This window comes from Pseudomonas sp. 58 R 12 (assembly GCF_900005865.1).
In the GTDB taxonomy this organism is placed as follows: Bacteria; Pseudomonadota; Gammaproteobacteria; order Pseudomonadales; family Pseudomonadaceae; genus Aquipseudomonas; species Aquipseudomonas tritici.
Genome location: NZ_CVTP01000028.1, coordinates 274,700 through 296,876, shown reverse-complemented (window position 1 = coordinate 296,876; position 22,177 = coordinate 274,700). Strand labels below are relative to the sequence as shown.

General features: G+C 60.2%; 17 protein-coding genes and 4 tRNA genes. 2 read left to right on the top strand and 19 right to left on the bottom strand.

Translation table 11 applies throughout. The annotated features are described in order from the left end of the window. Positions 1 to 66: 66 nt before the first annotated feature. The 9 genes from BFP95_RS25660 to leuC all read right to left on the bottom strand — a co-directional run bounded on the left by BFP95_RS25660 (position 67) and on the right by leuC (position 10,999). Positions 67 to 699 (bottom strand): phosphoribosylanthranilate isomerase, encoded by a 633-nt coding sequence (locus BFP95_RS25660; RefSeq protein WP_065880885.1) that lies wholly within the window; start codon positions 697 to 699, stop codon positions 67 to 69. Between the two features lie 63 nt (positions 700 to 762). Then, entirely contained in the window at positions 763 to 1,587 is an 825-nt protein-coding gene (truA, locus tag BFP95_RS25655; RefSeq protein WP_065874106.1) for a tRNA pseudouridine(38-40) synthase TruA, read from the bottom strand. Between the two features lie 141 nt (positions 1,588 to 1,728). Then, the gene (locus BFP95_RS25650; RefSeq protein WP_065910889.1) at positions 1,729 to 4,275 is read right to left on the bottom strand and encodes a FimV/HubP family polar landmark protein; all 2,547 of its coding nucleotides are present in this window, start codon (positions 4,273 to 4,275) and stop codon (positions 1,729 to 1,731) included. 161 nt (positions 4,276 to 4,436) lie between these two features. Further along, on the bottom strand, positions 4,437 to 5,447 hold the full coding sequence (locus BFP95_RS25645) for an aspartate-semialdehyde dehydrogenase (RefSeq protein WP_065910888.1): 1,011 nt from the start codon (positions 5,445 to 5,447) through the stop codon (positions 4,437 to 4,439). A gap of 249 nt (positions 5,448 to 5,696) precedes the next feature. Beyond that, the gene (gene asd / locus BFP95_RS25640; RefSeq protein WP_065910886.1) at positions 5,697 to 6,809 is read right to left on the bottom strand and encodes an aspartate-semialdehyde dehydrogenase; all 1,113 of its coding nucleotides are present in this window, start codon (positions 6,807 to 6,809) and stop codon (positions 5,697 to 5,699) included. Between the two features lie 64 nt (positions 6,810 to 6,873). Next, positions 6,874 to 7,956 (bottom strand): 3-isopropylmalate dehydrogenase, encoded by a 1,083-nt coding sequence (leuB, locus tag BFP95_RS25635; RefSeq protein WP_003192555.1) that lies wholly within the window; start codon positions 7,954 to 7,956, stop codon positions 6,874 to 6,876. 53 nt (positions 7,957 to 8,009) lie between these two features. Further along, the gene (locus BFP95_RS25630; protein ID WP_065910885.1) at positions 8,010 to 8,774 is read right to left on the bottom strand and encodes a class I SAM-dependent methyltransferase; all 765 of its coding nucleotides are present in this window, start codon (positions 8,772 to 8,774) and stop codon (positions 8,010 to 8,012) included. A gap of 151 nt (positions 8,775 to 8,925) precedes the next feature. Next, on the bottom strand, positions 8,926 to 9,570 hold the full coding sequence (leuD, locus tag BFP95_RS25625) for a 3-isopropylmalate dehydratase small subunit (protein WP_032888286.1): 645 nt from the start codon (positions 9,568 to 9,570) through the stop codon (positions 8,926 to 8,928). A 10-nt stretch (positions 9,571 to 9,580) separates the two neighbouring features. Beyond that, entirely contained in the window at positions 9,581 to 10,999 is a 1,419-nt protein-coding gene (leuC, locus tag BFP95_RS25620; RefSeq protein WP_065910884.1) for a 3-isopropylmalate dehydratase large subunit, read from the bottom strand. 140 nt (positions 11,000 to 11,139) lie between these two features. On the opposite strand from leuC, the gene BFP95_RS25615 reads away from it, so the two are divergent. Continuing rightward, positions 11,140 to 12,030, top strand: coding sequence for a LysR family transcriptional regulator (locus tag BFP95_RS25615; protein ID WP_065874116.1), 891 nt, complete (start codon positions 11,140 to 11,142; stop codon positions 12,028 to 12,030). A gap of 67 nt (positions 12,031 to 12,097) precedes the next feature. After that, positions 12,098 to 15,394 carry an EAL domain-containing protein gene (locus BFP95_RS25610; protein WP_065910882.1) on the top strand — a complete coding sequence of 1,099 codons (3,297 nt, stop codon included), beginning with the start codon at positions 12,098 to 12,100 and terminating at the stop codon, positions 15,392 to 15,394. A gap of 391 nt (positions 15,395 to 15,785) precedes the next feature. On the opposite strand, the gene BFP95_RS25605 is transcribed toward BFP95_RS25610, so the two are convergent. The 10 genes from BFP95_RS25605 to BFP95_RS25560 all read right to left on the bottom strand — a co-directional run bounded on the left by BFP95_RS25605 (position 15,786) and on the right by BFP95_RS25560 (position 22,168). Continuing rightward, entirely contained in the window at positions 15,786 to 16,547 is a 762-nt protein-coding gene (locus tag BFP95_RS25605; protein ID WP_371914464.1) for a hypothetical protein, read from the bottom strand. A 269-nt stretch (positions 16,548 to 16,816) separates the two neighbouring features. Further along, positions 16,817 to 18,040 carry a hypothetical protein gene (locus BFP95_RS25600; protein WP_065910879.1) on the bottom strand — a complete coding sequence of 408 codons (1,224 nt, stop codon included), beginning with the start codon at positions 18,038 to 18,040 and terminating at the stop codon, positions 16,817 to 16,819. A gap of 560 nt (positions 18,041 to 18,600) precedes the next feature. Further along, positions 18,601 to 19,578, bottom strand: coding sequence for a tRNA dihydrouridine synthase (locus BFP95_RS25595; RefSeq protein ID WP_065874123.1), 978 nt, complete (start codon positions 19,576 to 19,578; stop codon positions 18,601 to 18,603). A 55-nt stretch (positions 19,579 to 19,633) separates the two neighbouring features. Further along, positions 19,634 to 20,068 carry an acyl-CoA thioesterase gene (locus tag BFP95_RS25590; protein ID WP_015884984.1) on the bottom strand — a complete coding sequence of 145 codons (435 nt, stop codon included), beginning with the start codon at positions 20,066 to 20,068 and terminating at the stop codon, positions 19,634 to 19,636. A gap of 39 nt (positions 20,069 to 20,107) precedes the next feature. Then, positions 20,108 to 20,941, bottom strand: coding sequence for an alpha/beta hydrolase (locus BFP95_RS25585; protein ID WP_065874237.1), 834 nt, complete (start codon positions 20,939 to 20,941; stop codon positions 20,108 to 20,110). 15 nt (positions 20,942 to 20,956) lie between these two features. After that, complete coding sequence (locus BFP95_RS25580; protein WP_065911055.1) at positions 20,957 to 21,496, bottom strand: TetR/AcrR family transcriptional regulator; 540 nt, start codon at positions 21,494 to 21,496, stop codon at positions 20,957 to 20,959. 182 nt (positions 21,497 to 21,678) lie between these two features. After that, positions 21,679 to 21,754 (bottom strand) — tRNA-Glu (locus BFP95_RS25575). An 80-nt stretch (positions 21,755 to 21,834) separates the two neighbouring features. After that, positions 21,835 to 21,910 (bottom strand) — tRNA-Ala (locus BFP95_RS25570). A 50-nt stretch (positions 21,911 to 21,960) separates the two neighbouring features. Beyond that, positions 21,961 to 22,036 (bottom strand) — tRNA-Glu (locus BFP95_RS25565). A gap of 56 nt (positions 22,037 to 22,092) precedes the next feature. Continuing rightward, positions 22,093 to 22,168, bottom strand: a tRNA-Ala gene (locus BFP95_RS25560). Between the last annotated feature and the right edge of the window lie 9 nt (positions 22,169 to 22,177).

Sequence of the window (22,177 nt, the reverse complement as noted above, 5' to 3'; positions counted from 1 at the left end):
CACCCACAGGCGGCGCCGGGCTGTTTTACACAGTGGTAGTTATGGACGGCGGCAGACTGCCAGCCGTCACATCCCACCACCGCTGTTGCGCACGGCCCGCATGAATGCGCGAATCTTGTTGTGATCCTTGATGCCCTTGGCCTGCTCTACCCCACCACTGACATCCACGGCATAAGGCCGAACCTGTTCGATCGCGGCCGCGATATTCGCAGGGTTGAGCCCGCCAGCCAGGATGATCGGCTTGCTCAAACCTTCGGGAATCAGCGACCAATCAAACGCTTCGCCGGTACCGCCGGGCACGCCTTCGACGTAGGTGTCGAGCAGAATCCCGCGAGCGCCATCATAGTCGGCACACGCCGCCGCGATGTCATCCCCGGCCTTGACCCGCAACGCCTTGATATACGGGCGCTGGTAGCTTTCACATTCTTCCGCCGTTTCGTCGCCATGGAACTGCAACATGTCCAACGGTACGGCATCCAGGGTTTCGTTGAGCTCACACCGGCTGGCGTTGACGAACAGACCCACGGTGGTCACGAACGGCGGCAATGCGGCAATGATCGCCCGCGCCTGCAACACATTCACCGCCCGCGGGCTCTTGGCGTAAAACACGAAACCGATGGCATCCGCGCCTGCCTCGACTGCCGCCAGCGCGTCTTCTATGCGGGTAATCCCGCAAATCTTGCTGCGAACGGCTGACATGTCGTGAAAACCTCGGGGTTGGAACCAGAAAGTCCCGGATGGTAACAAAAGCTTTTCCGGGCGTCAGCCGCCAAGTTCGCTGAAACCTGTGAGGAAGTGTGGCCCGATGAAACGTTCCGGCAATTCGAACTCGTCGCGGTACTCCACATCCACCAGGTACAGGCCGAACGGATGTGCCGTGACCCCGCCCGTGCGGCGGATGCGGCTTTCCAGTACTTCCTTGGCCCACTCCACCGGGCGCTCGCCCGTGCCGATGGTCATCAGCACCCCGGCAATGTTTCGAACCATATGGTGCAGGAAGGCCCCGGCGCGGATATCCAGCACAATCATCTTGCCGTGTCGGGTCACCCGCAGGTGGTGGACTTCCTTGATCGGCGACTTGGCCTGGCACTGGCCGGCACGAAAGGCACTGAAGTCATGCACGCCCACCAGGTGCTGCGCAGCTTCGGCCATGCGCTCAGCGTCCAGCGGGCGGTGGTTCCAGGTAATTTCTTCGTTGAGGTGCGCCGGGCGAATCTGGTCGTTGTAGATCACGTAGCGATAACGCCGGGCGATCGCCTTGAAGCGCGCATGAAAGTGCGCCGGCATCACCTTGGCCCAGCTGACACTGACGTCATGGGGCAGATTGATGTTGGCGCCCATCACCCACGCTTTCATTGACCGTTCAGCCTGGGTGTCGAAGTGCACCACCTGGCCGCAGGCGTGCACGCCTGCGTCGGTGCGCCCGGCGCACATCAGCGATACCGGTGAATCGGCGACTTTGGACAGGGCCTTTTCCAGGGTTTCCTGCACCGTCAGCACACCGGAGGCCTGGCGCTGCCAGCCGCGATAGCGCGAGCCTTTGTATTCCACGCCAAGGGCGATGCGGTAAAAGCCTGCGGCCGCCATTTCGGCGGCCGCGTTATCTATATTTGCCAAGAACTGAGAGCCTGATGAGTTGCGCAGAGGGGGTCATTATGCCGGTTTGTGCGGGAGCCCACAAAAGCAAAACGGCGCCCCGAAGGGCGCCGCTGCTTTAACAATTGACGATCACGCCAGCCGGCCGAGCATTTCCTTGGCCTCGCCACGCTGGGTCTCATCACCTTCGGTCAGCACTTCAGAGAGGATGTCCCGCGCGCCGTCCGCATCGCCCATGTCGATATAGGCTTGGGCCAGGTCGAGCTTGGTCGCCACCTCATCCGTGCCGGAGAGGAAGTCGAATTCCGGCTCATCGTCGCCCAGCGCAGCGTCTTCCGCAGTAAAGGACGGCTCGATGGACGGATGTTCCAGGCTCTGGGACAGGCGATCCAGCTCGGCATTGACATCATCGAGCTCCGACGCAAAAGCATCAGGCTTGGCGCTTGCTTGCGGCTCATCGGCCAGGGACAGGTCGAAATCTTCCGGCAGATCGAAATCGTCCAGCGCCGCAGGGGTCAGGGTCGGCGGCTCGACAGCAGGCACGTCCTTCATCTGCTCTTCCAGGCCCGAGAGGAAGTCATCATCGGATTGCGCCGAAGCCGGTGCATCAGGTTGCAGGTCCAGGTCAAAGTCCGAAAGGTCATCCGGAGCGGCGTTGGCTTCGGTCTGTTGCTGCAGAAGCGACTCGAATGTCTGCTGATCGCCCTTGACCTCAGCCGGGGATGCCTCTTCCAGATCGTCCAGGCTCAAATCGAAATCGGTGTCGAAGGCCTCTGGCGCAGGCTCAGTCGGCTTGTCTTCGAGCAAATCCTTGACGTATTGAGCGTCCAGAGCGGCGGCGGCAACCGCAGCGCTGACGCCCGCCGCCAACACGGCCATGGCCGGGAAGCGGCTTTTGAGCTGCTCGACCTGGGCGTGGTTTTCACCATTGGCTACCAGCTGACGCTCTTGGGTGACGAAGCCGTCCTTGTCGTTTTGCAGGCCGTAGACTTCCATCAGCTTCAAACGCAGGTCGCTGCGCTTGGGCTCATGCTTGATTGCCTGCTGCAGCACATCGGCGGCCTGGTTCAGGTGGCCACGGTCGATATGGGATTGGGCCTGGGCCAGCGAATCGCTGGAGTTTGCCGGGGCGACAGCAACAGCCAGCGGCGCAAGTACAGAGGCAACGGTCGGCACAACAACTGCCGGCTCAACGACTGGGGCCGCCGCTGGAGCAGCGGCCAACTTGACGCTTGGCGGCGGCACTTCCAGGCCTTCGAAACTGTCCGGCGGCAGGTCGTGGTCAATGTTGGAGGTGAACTCCGGCTCTTCAGCCAGGGCCCGCGCCATGCGCAGGTGCTTTTCCTCTTCGCGGCGAGCATTGCGATGGCGCGCCCACAGCAGCAGAAGCAACAGCACCAACAAAATAGCCGCACCGCCGAGCACGCCGAGCACGACAGGGTTCGTCAGCAAGTCGTTGAATTTGCCCTCGGTGGTGGCAGGCGCAGCATCCGTCTTGACTGGTTCAGCCGCTGGCACAGGCGCTGCTGTCGCTGCATCGGGCACTGCCGGGGCAGCAGCCGGCTCACCTGCCAACTGAGCGGGCATTGCTGCAGTGGCCGGAGCGACCGGAGCGCCCTTTTCAGCCTGTAAACGGGCAAGCTGATCGTTTTTCAGTTGAATCAGTTTTTGCAGCTTGTCCAACTGGCTTTGCAGGTCGGCCGCGCGGCTTTTCAGCTCTTCGTTGTCGCGACGGGTAGTGTCCAGTTGCTCCTGGGTCATCGCCAGTTTGTCGCTCAGTACCGCGCTGTCGCCAGCCTTGCCTTTGGCGCCCTTCTTGGCCGCTTCGGCCGAAACCAGGCTCAGGTTGTCCTTAGCGTTGGTACTCGCTGGCGCGTTGCCAGCTTGGGTGCGCTTGGTGGCGTCCAGTTGCTGCTTGCCCGCCGCAGGGTTGGTGGCGACGCGCCGGCCCTGGCGCCAGGCGGCATTCTGCGCGCGGACTTCGGCTATCGCCTGAGGTTGTGGCAGCGCGGTGCTTTCTACGGTATCCGGCAGGCGCAGGACCTGGCCGGTTTTCAGGCGGTTGATATTGCCGTCGATAAACGCGTCCGGGTTGAGCGCCTGGATCGCCAGCATGGTCTGCTGGACCGAGCCGCCATTGCGATTCTTCGCGGCAATTTCCCACAAGGTGTCGCGGGGGGTGGTGGTGTGCTGCGCCGCTTTGCTCACGGCTGGCGCGGTGCTGGCCGGCGCCGCCACACGCGGGGCAGGCGCGGCGGCCGTCGGTGCCGGCTGGTCGAACTTGGCCGGGTCGAGCAATACGCTGTAATCGCGCATCAAACGGCCATTGGGCCATTGCACCTGCAGCAGGAAGCGTACGTAGGAGTCCGGCAGCGGCTTGCTTGAGGTGACACGCACCACGCTGCGGCCGTTGGGATTGACCACCGGGGTAAACGTCAGGTCATTGAGGAACGCCTGGCGATCGACGCCCGCATCCACAAACGCCTGGGATGAGGCCAGGCTCGGCGTGATCTCGGAAGCCGTGAGGCCACCGACATCGAGCAATTCGATCTCCACCGCCAACGGCTGGTTCAACTTCGACTTGAGGGTCATCTCCCCCAGCTGCAGCGCCTGCGCCATACCGGAGGACAGCGCCGAGGCGGCCGCTATTGCTAACACCAGTTTGCGAACTTGAACCATAGCCTCATCCTTTGTTTGAACACTCCCCGGCCTGCGAGAAGGTTGGTAACCGCTGCCATAAGGCATGGCGAGCCGATAGGTTACCGACGCGCTTCTGTTCTGCTTTGGGCCAAGCATAGCGCCTGGCTAGAATCAATCTACAAATTGCCGCCAAGTATCTTTTACACAAGGTCTTTTATCAACAACTGCGCCAGCTGTACGGCGTTCAGTGCGGCGCCTTTGCGTACGTTATCTGACGTCAGCCACAGATTTAGTTCCGCCGGGTCATCCACGCCCCTGCGGACCCGCCCTACATAAATAACATCCTGGCCTACTGCGTCGCCCACTGCGGTGGGATAGTCGCCCTCGTCCACAAGCTCTATACCTGGCGCTGCGTCGAGTGCGCGGGTCACGGCGGCGAGATCGACCGCTGCGCCCAGTTGCAGAGACACAGTCAGGCTATCGCCAAAAAACACCGGGGCTTGAACGCACGTTGCGGAAATCTTTAGCAAAGGTAATTCCAGCACTGCACGCAGTTCATGGACCAGGCGCTTTTCCAAGGCTGTATGACCCTGGGCGTCTGGCGTGCCGACTTGCGCCAACACATTGAAGGCCACCTGACGATCAAAGAACGTCGGTTCCAGCGGGCGCATGTTCAGCAGCTCGGCGGTTTGCCGTGCCAGCTCGCTGACCGCCTCACGCCCCTGGGCCGACATCGCCAGGTTGGCGGTGACGCTCACGCGCTGGATATCCAGCAGGCCACGCAAGGGCGTCAGGACCACCGCCAGGTTGGTCGCCGACGGGCTTGGGCTGCCGAGTTGGAACGGTTTTACCAGGCCATCAAGCACATGGGCGTTGGCTTCCTGCACCACTTGCGGCGCTTGCGCGGCCGGCAAGGCGCCAGACAAGTCGATCACCGAGCAACCCGCCGCCGTGGCACGCGGGGCGAAACTCAAGGTCACCGCCGGCCCCGCCGCAAAAAACGCCAGCTGCACTTTGCTGAAGTCGAACTCATCGACCTCCCTCACCCGCACGTTCTTGCCGCGAAACGGCACGGACGCGCCAGCCGAGTTGTTGCCCGCCAGCAAATGCAGGGTGCCCACCGGGAAGCTCAACTCTTCAAGGATCTGCACCAGGGTTTCGCCAACGGTGCCGGTGGCGCCGATTACGGCGATATCAAAGGTCTGGGTCATGGGGGCTGCCTCGGGCATTGCGGGGGAGCGGCACTTTACCGGGTGGTGGGGGGTGAGGCAATTAACCCAGCTTTTGTGGTGTGGCTGATGGCCCCTTCGCGAGCAAGCCCGCTCCAACATTCGACCGAGTTTCGTCAGTTGAAATGCAATCAAATGTGGGAGCTGGCTTGCCTGCGATAGCGCCCGAAAGAACAATAAAAAACCCGCGCCTGTCACCAGAACGCGGGTTTCTCATCTTGCCTCAAGCGATCAACGCTCCAGCAAAATCCGCAACATACGACGCAACGGCTCAGCCGCGCCCCACAGCAGTTGGTCACCAACGGTGAACGCGCCCAGGTACTGGGTACCCATGTTCAGCTTACGCAGACGCCCCACCGGTACATTCAGGGTGCCGGTGACCTTGGTCGGGCTCAGCTCCTGCATGCTGATATCACGGTTGTTCGGCACCAGCTTGACCCATGGGTTGTGCTGGCTGATCAGCCCTTCGATATCGGCAATCGGCACGTCTTTGTTCAGTTTGATGGTCAGCGCCTGGCTGTGGCAGCGCATCGCGCCGATACGCACGCAGATGCCATCCACCGGGATCGGGCTCTTGAAGCGACCGAGGATCTTGTTGGTCTCGGCCTGGGCCTTCCACTCTTCGCGGCTCTGGCCGTTCGGCAGTTCTTTGTCGATCCATGGGATCAGGCTGCCAGCCAATGGCACGCCGAAGTTCTCGGTCGGGTACGCATCGCTGCGCATGGCTTCGGCCACACGACGGTCGATATCGAGGATCGCACTGGCCGGGTCCGCCAGTTGATCGGCGACGGCTGCGTGGGTGGAGCCCATTTGCTTGATCAGTTCACGCATGTTCTGCGCGCCGGCACCGGAGGCCGCCTGATAGGTCATGGCACTCATCCACTCGACCAGGCCGGCTTCAAACAAACCGCCCAGGCCCATCAGCATCAGGCTGACGGTGCAATTGCCGCCGATGTAGTTCTTGGTGCCGGCGTCCAGTTGCTGGTCGATGACCTTGCGGTTCACTGGGTCCAGAACGATTACCGCATCATCCTGCATGCGCAGGCTCGAGGCGGCGTCGATCCAGTAACCCTGCCAGCCGGCTTCGCGCAGCTTGGGGAAGACTTCGCTGGTGTAGTCGCCACCCTGACAGGTCAGAATCACGTCGAGGGTCTTCAGCTCTTCAATGTTGTAGGCGTCTTTGAGCGGGGCAATATCCTTGCCCACGGACGGCCCTTGGCCACCCACGTTCGAAGTGGTGAAAAACACCGGCTCAATAAGATCGAAATCCTGCTCCTCCAGCATCCGCTGCATGAGCACGGAACCGACCATACCGCGCCAACCGATCAGACCTACACGTTTCATCGCAACTACACCTTGTTAAAAAGTGGGCCGCCTTGCAGCAACAACTGCAAGCGGGCCCGAGAGATTACAGATTCCGCAGCGCGGCGACTACTGCGTCGCCCATTTCTTGCGTACCGACCTTGGTGCAACCCTGCGACCAGATGTCGCCAGTGCGTAAACCCTGGTCCAGCACCAGGCTCACGGCTTTCTCGATGGCGTCTGCGGCGTCGCCCAGGTTGAAGCTGTAACGCAGCATCATCGACACTGACAGAATCGTCGCCAGCGGGTTGGCAATGCCCTGGCCCGCGATGTCCGGCGCCGAGCCGTGGCAAGGCTCGTACATGCCCTTGTTGTTGGTGTCCAGGGACGCCGACGGCAGCATGCCGATGGAACCGGTGAGCATCGACGCCTGGTCGGACAGGATGTCGCCGAACAGGTTGTCGGTGACGATCACGTCGAACTGCTTCGGCGCGCGCACCAGTTGCATGGCGGCGTTGTCGACGTACATGTGGCTCAGTTCGACGTCCGGGTAGTCCTTGGCCACTTCTTCGACGATTTCGCGCCACAGCTGGCTGGAAGCCAATACGTTGGCTTTATCCACCGAGCAAACCTTTTTGCCACGCACGCGGGCCATGTCGAAGCCGACACGGGCGATACGGCGGATTTCGCTCTCGCTGTACGGCAGTGTGTCGTAGGCCTGGCGCTCACCATTCTCCAACTCACGCACGCCGCGTGGCGAGCCGAAATAGATACCGCCGGTCAGCTCACGCACGATCAGGATATCCAGGCCCGCCACCACTTCCGGTTTGAGGCTCGAGGCATCGGCCAGTTGCGGATAGAGGATCGCCGGGCGCAGGTTGCCGAACAGGCCCAGTTGCGCGCGAATTTTCAGCAGGCCGCGCTCAGGGCGGATGTCACGTTCGATCTTGTCCCATTTCGGGCCACCCACGGCGCCGAGCAGTACGGCGTCAGCCGCGCGGGCGCGGTCCAGGGTTTCGTCGGCCAGCGGCACGCCGTGCTTGTCGATGGCCGCGCCGCCGATCACGTCGTGGCTCAGCTCAAAGCCCAGGCTGTACTTGCTGTTGGCGAGTTCCAGGACCTTGACCGCTTCGGCCATGATTTCCGGACCAATACCGTCGCCAGGGAGAATCAGAATCTGCTTGCTCATGCGTTCCTCATTTCATCAAGCGACCCGCCCGTGGGCAGGTCGGGAAAAATCAATCAGCGTTCAGCCCAGACCACCAGCACATCGGTGCTGAAGGTGCCGTCGGCTTGAATTTCGTAATAGTCGCGCACTTCCTGGCCCATCGCCGTTTGCAGCTCAAGGATTGCGGCGCGCAATACCTCTGGCGTGCGCATGCGCTCGACCCACGAGGTGTATTCCAGGCGCAGGCGCTGACGGCTGCTGTTGCGTACGTGCAAACCGGCTTCGCTGAGCTGGCGCATCCATTCGGCGGCGGAGTAATCGCGCACGTGGCTGGTGTCGCGCAGTACTTCGACGGTTTGCAGGTAAGTGTCCAACAGCGGGCTGCCCGGTGACAAGACGTCCACGAAGGCCACCACGCCGCCTGGCTTGAGCACCCTGCGCACTTCACGCAGGGCCAGGCCAAGGTCGCTCCAGTGGTGGGCCGAATAGCGGCTGAACACGAAGTCGAACTCGCCGTCGGCGAACGGCAGGCGTTCAGCGGCGCCCTGTACGGTGCGGATGTTGTCCAGGCCGCGTTCTACAGCTGCGCCGGCAACTACGTCGAGCATCTGCTGGGAAAGGTCGTAGGCCACGACTTCTTTGACCAGCGGCGCCACATTGAAACTCACATGACCGGCGCCGCAGCCCAAATCCAGCAGTCGCGCACTGCCCTGCCCGGCCAGTTCGGCCTGGAGCAGCGCGAATTCGGTGCCTTGGGCGTGCACGGCACTGCTCAGGTAGGCCGAGGCTTGCTCGCCGAATTGTTTTTGCACGACTTGGGTGTGGGCGGTGGTGGTCATGGTGGTTTTCCTTGGGTTTTGGGGTGTTGGTACGGGCGCTATCGCAGCGATGCGGCGACCCGACAAGCCAGCTCCCACACTTGACCGTGTTCACAGGTCAAAATGTGGGAGCGGGCTTGCCCGCGATGGGGCCCGCACGGCCTACCTCACATCAAGCATCACGAAACAACCAAGGCTGGCTAGCCCGGTGCTTGGCCTCAAACGCCGCAATCGCATCCCCGTCCTGCAAGGTCAGGCCAATGTCATCCAGGCCGTTGATCAGGCAGTGCTTACGGAACGCGTCGACTTCAAAGTGATACACCTTACCGTCCGGACGGGTCACGGTTTGCGCGGCCAGGTCGACGGTCAGTTGGTAGCCCACATCAGCCTCAACCTGCTTGAACAGCTCGTCGACTTCTTCGTCAGTCAGGATGATCGGCAACAAACCGTTCTTGAAGCTGTTGTTGAAGAAGATGTCGGCATAGCTCGGCGCGATGATGCTGCGAAAGCCATATTCTTCCAGGGCCCACGGCGCGTGCTCACGGCTGGAGCCGCAGCCGAAGTTTTCCCGGGCGAGCAATACGCTGGCGCCCTGGTAACGCTCGGCGTTGAGCACAAAATCCTTGTTCAACGGGCGCTTGGAGTTGTCCTGGTAGGCGTAGCCCACGTCCAGGTAGCGCCACTCGTCGAACAGGTTCGGGCCGAAACCGGTGCGCTTGATCGACTTCAAGAACTGCTTGGGGATGATCTGGTCGGTGTCCACGTTGGCACGGTCCAACGGCGCGACTAAACCTGTGTGTTGTGTAAAAGCACGCATCGGGTATTCCTCAGATCAATTCGCGAACGTCGATGAAACGACCGTTGACGGCAGCCGCAGCGGCCATGGCCGGGCTGACCAAGTGGGTACGCCCACCGGCGCCCTGGCGCCCTTCGAAGTTACGGTTGGAGGTGGACGCGCAATGCTCGCCCGACTCCAAACGGTCCGGGTTCATCGCCAGGCACATCGAGCAGCCCGGCTCACGCCATTCAAAACCGGCTTCGAGGAAGATCTTGTCCAGGCCTTCCGCCTCGGCTTGCGCCTTCACCAGGCCCGAACCTGGCACCACGATGGCTTGCTTGATGGTCGAAGCAACTTTGCGGCCCTTGGCGATCACCGCTGCAGCGCGCAGGTCTTCGATCCGCGAGTTAGTGCAGGAACCGATGAATACGCGATCCAGCTGGATGTCGGTAATCGCCTGGTTGGCTTTCAAACCCATGTACTTCAAGGCGCGCTCGATGGAGCCGCGCTTGACCAGGTCGGTTTCTTTAGCCGGGTCTGGCACGTTCTGGTCGACGGCCAGGACCATTTCCGGCGAAGTGCCCCAGCTGACTTGCGGCTTGATCTGGGCTGCGTCGAGCTCAACCACAGTGTCGAACACTGCATCGGCGTCGGACACCAGGTCTTTCCAGGCTTCGACCGCAGCGTCCCAATCAGCACCTGCTGGTGCGAACGGACGGCCTTTGACGTATTCGACGGTCTTCTCGTCCGCCGCCACCATGCCCACGCGGGCACCGGCTTCGATGGACATGTTGCAGATGGTCATGCGGCCTTCGATGGACAGGTCGCGAATCGCACTGCCAGCGAACTCGATGGCATGGCCGTTACCGCCGGCGGTGCCGATCTTGCCGATTACCGCCAGCACGATGTCTTTAGCGGTCACGCCGAACGGCAATTTGCCCTCAACGCGCACCAGCATGTTCTTCATCTTTTTGGCGACCAGGCACTGGGTGGCGAACACATGCTCCACCTCGGACGTGCCGATGCCGTGGGCCAGGGCGCCAAACGCGCCGTGAGTGGAGGTATGGGAGTCGCCGCAAACCACGGTCATGCCCGGCAAGGTCGCGCCCTGCTCCGGGCCGATCACGTGGACGATGCCTTGACGCACGTCATTCATCTTGAATTCGGTGATGCCATATTCGTCGCAGTAATCGTCGAGGGTCTGCACCTGCAAACGCGACACGGTGTCGACGATGGCGTCGATGCCGCCCTTGCGCTCAGGGGTGGTCGGTACGTTGTGGTCCGGGGTAGCGATGATCGAGTCGACGCGCCAGGGCTTGCGCCCGGCCAGTCGCAGGCCTTCGAACGCTTGGGGCGAGGTCACTTCATGGATGATGTGACGGTCGATATAGATCAGCGACGAACCATCGTCGCGCCGTTTCACTTCATGGGAATCCCAAAGCTTGTCGTAAAGCGTTTTGCCGGCCATCAGTCGGTCCTCATCATCGGTGCTTCTATACGCCGGGCTTTTCAATAACCCTTTGGCTTGTGAGGCTGATGGTATGGCGCTACATTAAATAACTCAAATTCATATTTTTTATGCTTTGGATTACCAACTGGAATACCACCATGGACCTGGCCAACCTCAATGCTTTTATCGCCATCGCCGAGACTGGCAGTTTCTCCGGCGCCGGTGAACGCCTGCACCTGACCCAACCCGCCATCAGCAAACGCATTGCCGGCCTGGAGCAACAACTAAAGGTACGATTGTTCGACCGCCTGGGCCGAGAAGTCGGCCTGACGGAAGCTGGACGGGCCCTGCTGCCGCGCGCCTATCAGATCCTCAATGTGCTGGACGACACGCGCCGCGCACTCACTAACCTGACCGGCGAAGTCAGCGGCCGCCTGACCCTGGCCACCAGTCACCATATCGGCCTGCACCGCCTGCCGCCTGTGCTGCGCACCTTTACCCGGGAATACCCGAATGTGGCGCTGGATATTCAGTTCCTCGATTCGGAAGTGGCCTACGAAGAAATCCTCCACGGCCGCGCCGAAGTGGCGGTCATTACCCTGGCGCCGGATCCGCACAATCTCGTACGTGCTACCCCGGTGTGGGACGACCCGCTGGATTTCGTGGTGGCGCCGGAGCACAGCCTGATCAGCAATGGCCGCGTCAACCTGGCCGATATCGCCGGCCACCCCGCGGTTTTCCCGGGCGGCAACACCTTTACTCACCATATTGTCAGCCGGCTATTCGAGGCCCAGGGCCTCACGCCGAATATCGCAATGAGCACTAACTATTTGGAAACTATCAAGATGATGGTGTCGATCGGCCTGGCCTGGAGCGTTTTACCGCGCACCATGCTCGATGAGCAGGTGGCAAGTATCGCTTTGCCGGGCATACAGCTCAGTCGCCAGCTAGGCTATATCGTGCACACCGAAAGGACGCTGTCGAACGCTGCGCGGGCTTTCATGAGCCTATTGGATGCACAGGTCGATCTGCCAGGGATACCGGCATGACACTGTGCGGCCTCAAGGTCTGAAAGAAACCGCGCTTATACGCCCATCGAGCCAAGGCCCTTTGATAATGCGCAACCCCGTCGATTCCCTGCCACCCCTGCCCCGCATCTACGCCCTTGATCCTCAAGAGGCGGAGCAAAGCTGGGACAGTGCCCCACAACTGCTGGCAGCGCTCAATGCCGCCAGGCTGGGTGCATGGTGCTGGGAGATCGACAGCGGCAGGATAAGCTGGTCGCGGGGCACCCAGGCGCTGTTCGGCTTTGACCCGCGCCAACCGTTGGCCAAGGACCTGGACTATCTCGACCTGCTGGCGCCGCAGGATCGCGCCCGTGTAGTGCGGGCCTTTCACGCCGTACTGGCCGGCGAGCCATTCGAGCAGGCCATGCACCACCACATCCAGTGGCCGGACGGCACCCATCACTGGCTGGAGATCAACGGCAGCCTGGCGCCAGACAAAGCCGGTCGGCGCCGCATGATCGGGGTGATCCGCGAGACCACCCGCCAGCGCGAACGCGAGCACGCGCTCAGCCACTCCGAAAAACGCTTTGCCACCTTGTTCCACCTGTGCCCCAACATGGTATTGCTGACCCGCCAGTCCGACGGCTTGATCAGCGAGGCCAACCAGTATTTCGAAATGCTCTTTGGCTGGCCGCTGGCCGATGCCATCGGCCGCAGCACCCTGGAGCTCGGCCTGTGGCGCCACCCGGAGCAACGTGCGTTGCTGGTCAAGGCCACGCAGCGCAAGGGCCGGCCCATCACCATGGAGGTGCAATTTTGTGCCAGCAACGGCCAGGTCCACGATGGCACCCTCAGCGCGCAAAAGGTCGAGCTGGAGGGTGAGGCGTATTTACTCAGCACCTTTCTCGATACCACCGAGCGCAAAAACGCCGAGCAAGCCCTCAAGGACAGCCAGGAACGCCTCGACCTCGCGCTGGACTCGGCGCAACTGGGCACCTGGGACTGGCACATCCCCACCGGCATGCTCTATGGCTCGGCGCGCGCCGCCCAACTGCACGGCCTGCCGCCCGAACCGTTCCATGAGTCTTTCGACGCGTTTTTCGAAGGCATGCCCAATGAAGAACGCGAAAGCATGCGCAACGCCTACCGCACCCTGCGCGAGGGGCCGGCCGGCAACTATCAACTGACCTACCGCGTGCCCATGGAAGACGGCAGCTCGCGCTACCTTGAAAGCCGTGCCCGCCTGTACCGCGATGATAAAGGCGCGCCGCTGCGGATGGCCGGCACCTTGCTGGACATCACCGACCAAGTGGAACGCGAACAACGCCTGACCGCCTCCGAAGAAAAATTCGCCAGCCTGTTCCAGGCCAGCCCGGACCCCATCTGCGTGACCTGCCTGGACAGCGGCGTGTTTATGGAGATCAACCCTGCCTTTACCCAGACCTTTGGCTGGACCGCCGCCGAGGTGATCGACAAAAGTGCCGAGCAGATCGGCCTGTGGGACGAGTCGAGCAAACGCCTGCAGCGAATCGAGCGGGTAATCCGCGAGCAAACGCTGAGCAATGTGGCGATTGTGGCGCATCACAAAAACGGACAGAGCCTGACGTGCGTGATTTCCAGCCGTTTGATCAAGGTCGGCGACCAGCCATGCATCGTCACCACGCTGCGGGACATCACTCAGCAACAACGCTCGGAAGCTGCACTCAAAGCCAGCGAGGAGAAGTTCGCCAAGGCCTTCCACTCCAGCCCCGACGCGATTTCCATCACCGAGCGCGACACCGGCCGTTATGTGGAGGTCAACGACGGTTTCTGCCGCCTGACCGGCTATCGCGCCGAGGACGCCATAGGCCTGACCCTTTACCAGATCGGTATCTGGGCCGATGAAAACCAACGCGCGGCGCTATTGGCCGAATTGCAGATCAAAGGGCGCATCCACCACCTGGAAATGCTCTGGCACAACAAGCGCGGCGAGTTGCTGGCGGTGGAAGTCTCGGTGGAGCCCATCACCCTGAATGAAACCCCGTGCCTGCTGCTGACGGCGCGGGACGTGAGCCTGCTGAAAAACGCCCAGGCACAGATCCGCCACCTGGCCTACCACGACCCGTTGACCAACCTGCCCAATCGCGCCCTACTGATGGACCGCCTGAGCCAGCAGATTGCCCTGCTCAAGCGCCACAATTTGCGCGGTGCGCTGCTGTTCCTGGACCTTGACCACTTCAAGCACATCAACGACTCCCTCGGCCATCCGGTCGGCGACTCGGTGCTGAAGATCGTCACCGCACGCCTGGAGGCCAGCGTGCGCATGGAAGACACCGTGGCGCGCCTGGGCGGCGATGAGTTCGTGGTGCTGCTCAGTGGGCTGGACGGTTCGCGCATGGAAGTCAGCAATCAGGTGCAAGAACTGGCCGACACCCTGCGCGAATTACTCTCGGAGCCGATGTTCCTCGATGGCCATCGTTTGCAGGTCACGCCGAGTATTGGCGTGGCGCTGATTCCCGACCATGGCACCACGCCGGCGGACTTGCTCAAGCGCGCCGACATCGCCCTGTATCGCGCCAAGGACTCAGGGCGCAACACCACGCAGATGTTCCATAACAGCATGCAAAAAACCGCCAGCGAACGCCTGCGCATGGAGACCGACTTGCGCCTGGCGCTGTCGCGCGGTGAGTTCAGCGTGCATTACCAGCCGCAAGTGGATGCACGCGGCAACAAGATCGTCGGCGCCGAGGCGCTGGTGCGCTGGCAGCACCCGCAGCTGGGCGCGCAGTCGCCGTCCGAATTCATCAAGGTACTGGAGGACAGCGGCCTGATCCTTGAAGTTGGCACCTGGATCCTTGATGAAGCCTGCGCGGCCTTTCAACAACTGATCGCGGAAGGCCTGGTAGACCCGTTGAACTTCAGCCTATGCGTGAACATCAGCCCTCGGCAGTTTCGCCAGAACGATTTTGTGGAGCGGGTGGAGCGCAGCCTCAAGCAGCACCAATTGCCGTTCAGCCTGCTGAAACTGGAAATCACCGAAGGCATCGTGATTCAGAACCTGGACGACACCATCAGCAAAATGCGCCGCCTGAAAAAACTCGGCGTGAGCTTTGCGATGGATGACTTCGGCACCGGTTACTCATCGCTCACTTACCTCAAGCGCCTGCCGGTGGATGCGCTGAAGATCGACCAATCCTTTGTGCGTGACGCCACTCACGACCCCAACGACGCCGAGATCATCCGCGCCATTGTGGCGATGGCTCGCAGCCTGAACCTGGTGGTGATCGCCGAGGGTGTGGAAACCCAGGATCAACTGACATTTCTGCAGGGCTTGGGTTGCCATCTGTACCAAGGCTATTGGCACAGCCGACCACTGCCGATGATCGGATTCAGGGAGCTGTTGATCGCCGACAAGGGTCGGGTTTAAACCAGTTTCAGTGAAACCCTGCAACACCGCGGCGGCCTGGGGGCGGACACTCGTCGTGACCATGGGCATTAAGCGAGGAGAAGGTTCAATGGCAGACGTACTCATATCATTAACGCTTAATGAAATAGGTGGACGCGTCCACAGCGAAAAACGCTAAAACTTTATAAAGCAGTGTCTGAAATAAAAAAGCACGTTGATCCTGCGGCAGATTAATCGGCCAGTTGAATCACACAACTAAGCCTTCACAAGTGCGTAGTCGTTCAACCTTTCAAAGCGTGCATACAGGTCAACGTGCTAAACCACGAACTACAGTTAAAGTGGCATCCATGCGAACATTCCGTGGTGAGCCCTTTGCGGCTACATGGGTCAAATCGGACAGTTATCGGCGTTATCAGACCAGCGCAATCGCCTGCCCACCGGTGGGCCGGCCACCTCTGCGCCCGTAATACTCTTCACTTCCATCCACCACCGCAACCGAGTGCCCGCGTCTGTTGACCATACCGATCAACGACCTGTCGGCCAAGTCACGCGCCGACACGCGTTGCATATGATCCTTTAACCCCAAACGCTTAAGGCCCTCCCCCGGCCCACTTTCATCCTCTCGATCGTTAAGACTTCTTATGGCTGCATCAAAGCTTCTGTTCGCGAATCCATCGTTATTCTCTATTTGCGCACGCTTGGCAGAGCACGCAAAAAGGAAGTGTGCATCCTTGAGCATTTCCCGATCATTCATGCGAACAAAGTCGGCACCGCGAATAGCGCTGTCCAACTCAGATTCTTTCAACGTCAACGCGAACCCATCGCGCATAACAACTTTATAAGCGTCTGCAACCTTCTCAACAGACTTATAGATGTCCGTTGGGCTTTGGCCAAACTTCGCCATCGCCGCCTTGATCGCCGAGACCGTTACGCAGTTACCTTTGCTTCCCTGCCTAAAGCCATTCCAGATGTTGTTGGGTTTTGCACCGTTACGCTTATTAGACAGTTCGGGAATGGGCTCTTTTGGCTTGTTGACGGGTGTCGTATCGGGAGCGGGCTGCACACGCGGCTGAGGTAGAGGTAAGTCGTTGCTTTTTGGCTCCGGCGGGCGCACTTCTCCCTGCAGAAGACTCTGCAATTGGCTGAAGAGCTGCTTGAACAGTTCGGTCAGCATGCCCATCAAGGCAATTGGGGTGGGGTTATTTGCGAAGCTACCGGGCTTGATCTCTGTGCGGGGGGCTGGTGGTGCGGTACGAACGTTATTCTGGAGCCCTGAATCACACGAGGCACGAACAGAATAGTCAGGTGCCCGGTAAGGATTGATAGTGGGTTGCGTAGCGTGGCTATGGCTTATTGATGACATGCTTCAAATCTCTTTGAGTGTTCCCTGACCTAACGGGTCAGGGAACGGACATTTATGTTCAACGCTTCAAGACAGCAGGCTCAGAAACGTGAACGCAGGCTTGGCCTGGCAGCGCGATGGTCGTCGAATCGGCTCCGGGAGTGCCTGCTGGAATCGTTCACCAAGTCATCCGGTGCGGGGGCTGTAAGGTCCGGAGCAGGCCGGGTCTCAGGCTTCGGATCAGCCGTGGTCGTGTTAGGTTCGACCGGCGTTGCAGGCGCTTTGGGTTCGGGTTTGTTAACGGTCGCCGGAGTGACTTGAGGCTGTAGCAACGGCGAGGTATCGAGCTTCGGAATGACCGTTGATGTCAGCGACGGTTGTTTATCGACCTTCGGGTTCACCACTGTTGGCGGCTGGGGTTGGGCATCGACCTTTGGCGTAACCAATGCCGGTAGCGCGGGCTGCACATCGACCTTAGGGGTGAGCACGGGCTGTGGCGCAATTTTTTCGCCTGTATGGGGGCAGTGACAGCCCTGGACCTGCACCGTCACGTTGATTTCGGAAGACAACTTATTATTTTGCGCAGTATCAGTGACTGAAGTCATAGTCGGTTTTGCGGCGAGCTTGCCGTCAGGTGTCATGGTCATCTGGGTCTGCCCATCCGGCTTTACCTTCACGTCCGGGCCCGGCTTGACCGGTGTCTTGGCATCCGCAAGCGGCTCGATCCCAGGTTTAACGTTCGTATCCGCAACGACTTTAAGATCAGGACCAGGCTTCACCGGCGTCCTGGCATCCACTTGCGTTTCCATCTTGGGTTTAACGCTTTTATCTGCAATGACTTTAGAATCAGAGCTAGGCTTCACCGGCGTCCTGGCATCCGTTTGCGGTTCCATCTTGGGTTTAACGCTTGTATCTGCAATGACTTTAGGATCAGAGCCAGGCTTCACCGGCGTCCTGGCATCCGTTTGCGGTTCCATCTTGGGTTTACCATTTGTATCTGCAACGACCTTTGGATCAGGGCCAGGCTTCAGTTGGGATTGAGCATCCAGTTCACCGGGCATCTTGGGCAGTACGCCCATACCCGCAAGCATGCTTCGCATCGCCTTGACCGCAAACTCAAACATGGCGAACAACTTTTCCAGCGATTCTTTATTAACGGTCAGATTATTTTCTTTGGGCGCCGGGCTGCTGTCTTTCAGAAACTTACTTACATTATCCGCCGCCGGAGATAGTTCGAGCGGTTTATTCACCTGTACGGACGGCTGACTAAGGTGTGCATATTCTGCGTTCATTGGCACAAACGGTTTGGTCGATACATTAGACATATTTCTATTCCTTAGACCACGCTCAACCCTGCGCTGACAGGAGAGCGAGTTATTGATGTGGAGTGTGAATCAACGGTGAGTTCGACAAACTCGAAAGATTCGTGGGGCGAAACGGCAACGAGTTCCGAAAAATCGAGGCTTATATAAGGAAACCAAATAACCAGTCGAGCATTTAGCCTATGGACATCCAGTATAAAACCGCGAAGGTGTACGGCCTGCGCGCCTCAAGATATGACACTAAAGGCAACACCCTGACAGAAAGTAACTTCAGGAAAACAACAAACCTTTTTGACGCGCGCAACTTATGCTAACTAACGCGCACGCAAGTACTTCAACACCCTTCCATCAAGGCCAACCTGTTAAAACCTCGTAGCAGTCGAACCCGACACTCATGCTTATTTGCATATATCTCGCGACAACATGGCAACCCTCCAAGCGCCATCCAGGCTGAACACTGCCCTGAACAGGGCGCATTGTCGCTACACCGTTATTTTTCAGACAAAAAAAGGCGCCTTTCGGCGCCCCTTACAGCAAAAGATGAAACACTTATATATGTAAACCTAATCTTGCAACGCCATCGACCGCTCACGCTGGCTGGGCATACCCAGCAAACGTCCGACCTGCTCCAGATCAGTTTCCCTACGCATCAACGTAAACAACTCCACCGCTTCAGGGTAATTGCGGGTGAGCATCGCTAGCCATTGCTTCAAACGCCCCGGCGCTTGGCGCTCGGTCAGTTGCGCCACTGACTGGGTCCAGAAGTCTTGGAGCATGGGCTGCATGTCTGCCCAAGTCATCTCAACCACGTCCTCGCCCGCCCGCGCCGCAGCGATCTGCCGTGCCAGGTCAGGACGCGCGACCAGGCCGCGGCCCAGCATGATGTCTTCGGCGCCGCTGATTTCGCGGCAACGCTTCCAGTCGTCGACACTCCAGATATCGCCATTGGCGAACACCGGCACCTTGACCACGTCCTGCACCCGCGGGATCCACTCCCAGTGGGCGGGCGGTTTGTAGCCATCGGTCTTGGTGCGTGCATGCACCACGATATGCGCAGCGCCGCCTTCCGCCAGGGCCGTGGCGCAAACCAGGGCGCCGTCCGGGCTGTCGAAGCCCAGGCGCATCTTGGCGGTTACCGGGATATGGGCAGGCACAGCGCGACGGACGTGTTCGACAATCTGGTTGAGCAGCTCCGGCTCCTTGAGCAGCACCGCACCACCGCGCGACTTGTTGACGGTCTTGGCTGGGCAGCCGAAATTCAGGTCGATGACCTGCGAACCCAATTCGCAGGCCAAGGCCGCATTTTCGGCCAGGCACACCGGGTCGGAGCCGAGCAATTGCACGCGCAGCGGTACGCCCGCGGCGGTGTGGGCACCGTGCAGCAGTTCCGGGGCGAGCTTGTGGAAATACGCAGGGGTGAGCAGGCGGTCATTGACGCGGATGAACTCGGTCACGCACCAGTCAATACCGCCGACTCGGGTCAGCACGTCCCGCAGGATGTTGTCGACCAACCCCTCCATGGGCGCCAAAGCAATTTGCATGGAAAACACTCAACAAAAATCGTGGCGCAGTTTACTGGGTTTCCCACAGCAACCGTTAACCCCCTGTCAGGGCGGGGCCATAACCGTCGAGAAACTCCGCGGGCATGCGCTTGGGCTTGCCGCTGGACAGCTCGATGCAGACAAAGGTGGTGTGTGCGCGCAACAAAGTGACGCCGTCACGCGGGCGTACCAGTTGGAAGCGCCGGGTCATCTTCAGGCGTTGGTCCCAGTCGACGATCCAGGTGGCCAGTTGCAGCTCATCGCCTTCGTAGCCTGCGGCCAGGTAATCGATCTCGTGCCGCACCACGGCCATGGCGCGGTCAAGTCGACGATATTCGGTCAGGTCCAGCCCCAGGCGCTGGGAATGGCGCCAGGCGCAGCGCTCCAGCCAAGACACATACACCGCGTTATTGGCGTGCCCCAGGCCGTCGATGTCTTCAGGGGCGACCTGCAGATCGATGATAAACGGCGTTGCCAAATCCCAGCCCATGCCTTGCTCCAGTCGATTAATGTCGGCGGGAGGAGTGTATCAGGCGCTTTGCCGCTCCTGTAGACAGCAGCCGGCCAGCAATGCCAGCACACCGTCGATCACCCGTGGATCGGCCAGCACTTTCTGGTGACCGCCCTGCTCCAGGCGCAGCAGGCGGCTGTCGAACCAGGCTTCGTGAATGGCTTGCGACGCCTTGACCGGGACGAACGTATCGTCTTCGGCATGCACGATCAGGCCGGGGATATTCATCTGGTAGTGGGCCACATCCAAGTGTTTGAGCGGCATGCCGAACGTCAACTCGACCTCCTGGATAAACGCCGAACGCGCCCGCGCTGGCAAACCGACCATCTTGGTAAAGCCGCGTAGCGCATCCAGAAAGCGTGACGGCGCGGCAATACTCACCAACGCCTCGGTACGCAAGCCCAACTGCACTGCCAGCATCGCACTGGCACCGCCCATTGAATGGCCGATCACGGCATGCAGCGGCGGCAACTCTGCCGCCGCCTCAAGCATGGCGCGAGCAAAGAGCAGCACATGGGCTTCGCGCCCCGGCGAACGGCCATGGGCGGGACCGTCCAGGGCAATCACCGAATAACCATTGTCGACCAACGCAGTGATCAGGCTCGCGAACTGAGTGGGCCGCCCTTCCCAACCGTGCATCAACAACGCCGCAGGCCCCTGGCCCCAACGCAAGGCAGACAAACCGAAACGCAAGGTAATGCGCTCCGATTGCGCCAGCAGCGGCAGCTCCCAATCGCGCGGCGGTAGATGGCGCGGCGTCATGAAGGCGCGACGCATCTTGTTGGCCACCATTTGCGGAGCGAGGTGTCCCAGCGTACCGTTGAAGCGACGAGTCCAGGTTAGCGTGCCCATCATGAGAGCCCTCTTCTAGCGCACCGCCGACTTGGCGGCGCGCAGCACACGGTCAGACAATTCACCAGGACCCAGCGCGCGGGCCAGGGCCAGGCCACCGATCATCAGCGCCATGTCAGCCAGGCCTTTGTCAGTGTCTTCAGGGCTGGCGGCGAGCTGCGCAGCCATCAACTCGCAGTGCTCATTAAGTGCCTGGCGGAACTCATCCGGCAGACGGCTCATTTCGCCCACCGTGGCCGGGATCGGGCATGCCTGGGCGGTTGAGTCACGGTGCTTGCGCGACAAATAGAACGCCGCCACCAGGCTTCTGCGCTCTTCCCCGGTCAGCTGTGGATCGATGTCGTCGATCGAGGCGCGACGCTTGGCCAGCAACTGTGTAAAGGCCTCCAGCATCAGCGCGTCCTTGCTTTCGAAGTGCGCGTAGAAACCACCGACGGTCAGCCCCGCGGCCCCCATGACCTCACCCACACTTGGTTCTGCCGGGCCACGCTGGATCAACGCGGCGCTGGCAGCCTGCAGAATGCGTTCGCGGGTTTGCGCTTTTTTATCGCTCATCATTGCCTCCGATGTTCATGGGTTGAATATTATTACCATAATAATATTTGGCAAGCGACAGGCGTGACCATTGGTCAGAAGATATAAAGGGAATTGAGAGAGGAATTGGCCAAACGCCAGACAAACAAAAGGGCCATTCAATAATTGAATGACCCTTAAAAATCCCGCAGAGCGGGTAATCGTGGCGTCCCCTAGGGGACTCGAACCCCTGTTACCGCCGTGAAAGGGCGGTGTCCTAGGCCACTAGACGAAGGGGACACAAACCTTCTATACACTGATCAGCGCTGAGAACTGATCGATTCAAGGACCGAGTGACCGCAACCTTGAACCTGTAAAATTGGTGGAGCTAAACGGGATCGAACCGTTGACCTCTTGCATGCCATGCAAGCGCTCTCCCAGCTGAGCTATAGCCCCGGATTTTTCGTCTCTCGACGCAGCAGACCTTTCGAACTGCTTGTTGAAACTGGCGTCCCCTAGGGGACTCGAACCCCTGTTACCGCCGTGAAAGGGCGGTGTCCTAGGCCACTAGACGAAGGGGACAAAACCTTCTGTACATCAACTCAAGGACGGTGTGGCCAGACCTTGAACCTGTAAATTGGTGGAGCTAAACGGGATCGAACCGTTGACCTCTTGCATGCCATGCAAGCGCTCTCCCAGCTGAGCTATAGCCCCTCATCGGTG

Coding starts and splice junctions, on each gene's coding strand:
- BFP95_RS25660 (WP_065880885.1), bottom strand. CDS start 699: ATGTCAGCCGTTCGCAGCAAGATTTGCGGGATTACCCGCATAGAAGAC.
- truA (WP_065874106.1), bottom strand. CDS start 1,587: ATGGCGGCCGCAGGCTTTTACCGCATCGCCCTTGGCGTGGAATACAAA.
- BFP95_RS25650 (WP_065910889.1), bottom strand. CDS start 4,275: ATGGTTCAAGTTCGCAAACTGGTGTTAGCAATAGCGGCCGCCTCGGCG.
- BFP95_RS25645 (WP_065910888.1), bottom strand. CDS start 5,447: ATGACCCAGACCTTTGATATCGCCGTAATCGGCGCCACCGGCACCGTT.
- asd (WP_065910886.1), bottom strand. CDS start 6,809: ATGAAACGTGTAGGTCTGATCGGTTGGCGCGGTATGGTCGGTTCCGTG.
- leuB (WP_003192555.1), bottom strand. CDS start 7,956: ATGAGCAAGCAGATTCTGATTCTCCCTGGCGACGGTATTGGTCCGGAA.
- BFP95_RS25630 (WP_065910885.1), bottom strand. CDS start 8,774: ATGACCACCACCGCCCACACCCAAGTCGTGCAAAAACAATTCGGCGAG.
- leuD (WP_032888286.1), bottom strand. CDS start 9,570: ATGCGTGCTTTTACACAACACACAGGTTTAGTCGCGCCGTTGGACCGT.
- leuC (WP_065910884.1), bottom strand. CDS start 10,999: ATGGCCGGCAAAACGCTTTACGACAAGCTTTGGGATTCCCATGAAGTG.
- BFP95_RS25615 (WP_065874116.1), top strand. CDS start 11,140: ATGGACCTGGCCAACCTCAATGCTTTTATCGCCATCGCCGAGACTGGC.
- BFP95_RS25610 (WP_065910882.1), top strand. CDS start 12,098: ATGCGCAACCCCGTCGATTCCCTGCCACCCCTGCCCCGCATCTACGCC.
- BFP95_RS25605 (WP_371914464.1), bottom strand. CDS start 16,547: ATGCTGACCGAACTGTTCAAGCAGCTCTTCAGCCAATTGCAGAGTCTT.
- BFP95_RS25600 (WP_065910879.1), bottom strand. CDS start 18,040: ATGTCTAATGTATCGACCAAACCGTTTGTGCCAATGAACGCAGAATAT.
- BFP95_RS25595 (WP_065874123.1), bottom strand. CDS start 19,578: ATGCAAATTGCTTTGGCGCCCATGGAGGGGTTGGTCGACAACATCCTG.
- BFP95_RS25590 (WP_015884984.1), bottom strand. CDS start 20,068: ATGGGCTGGGATTTGGCAACGCCGTTTATCATCGATCTGCAGGTCGCC.
- BFP95_RS25585 (WP_065874237.1), bottom strand. CDS start 20,941: ATGGGCACGCTAACCTGGACTCGTCGCTTCAACGGTACGCTGGGACAC.
- BFP95_RS25580 (WP_065911055.1), bottom strand. CDS start 21,496: ATGAGCGATAAAAAAGCGCAAACCCGCGAACGCATTCTGCAGGCTGCC.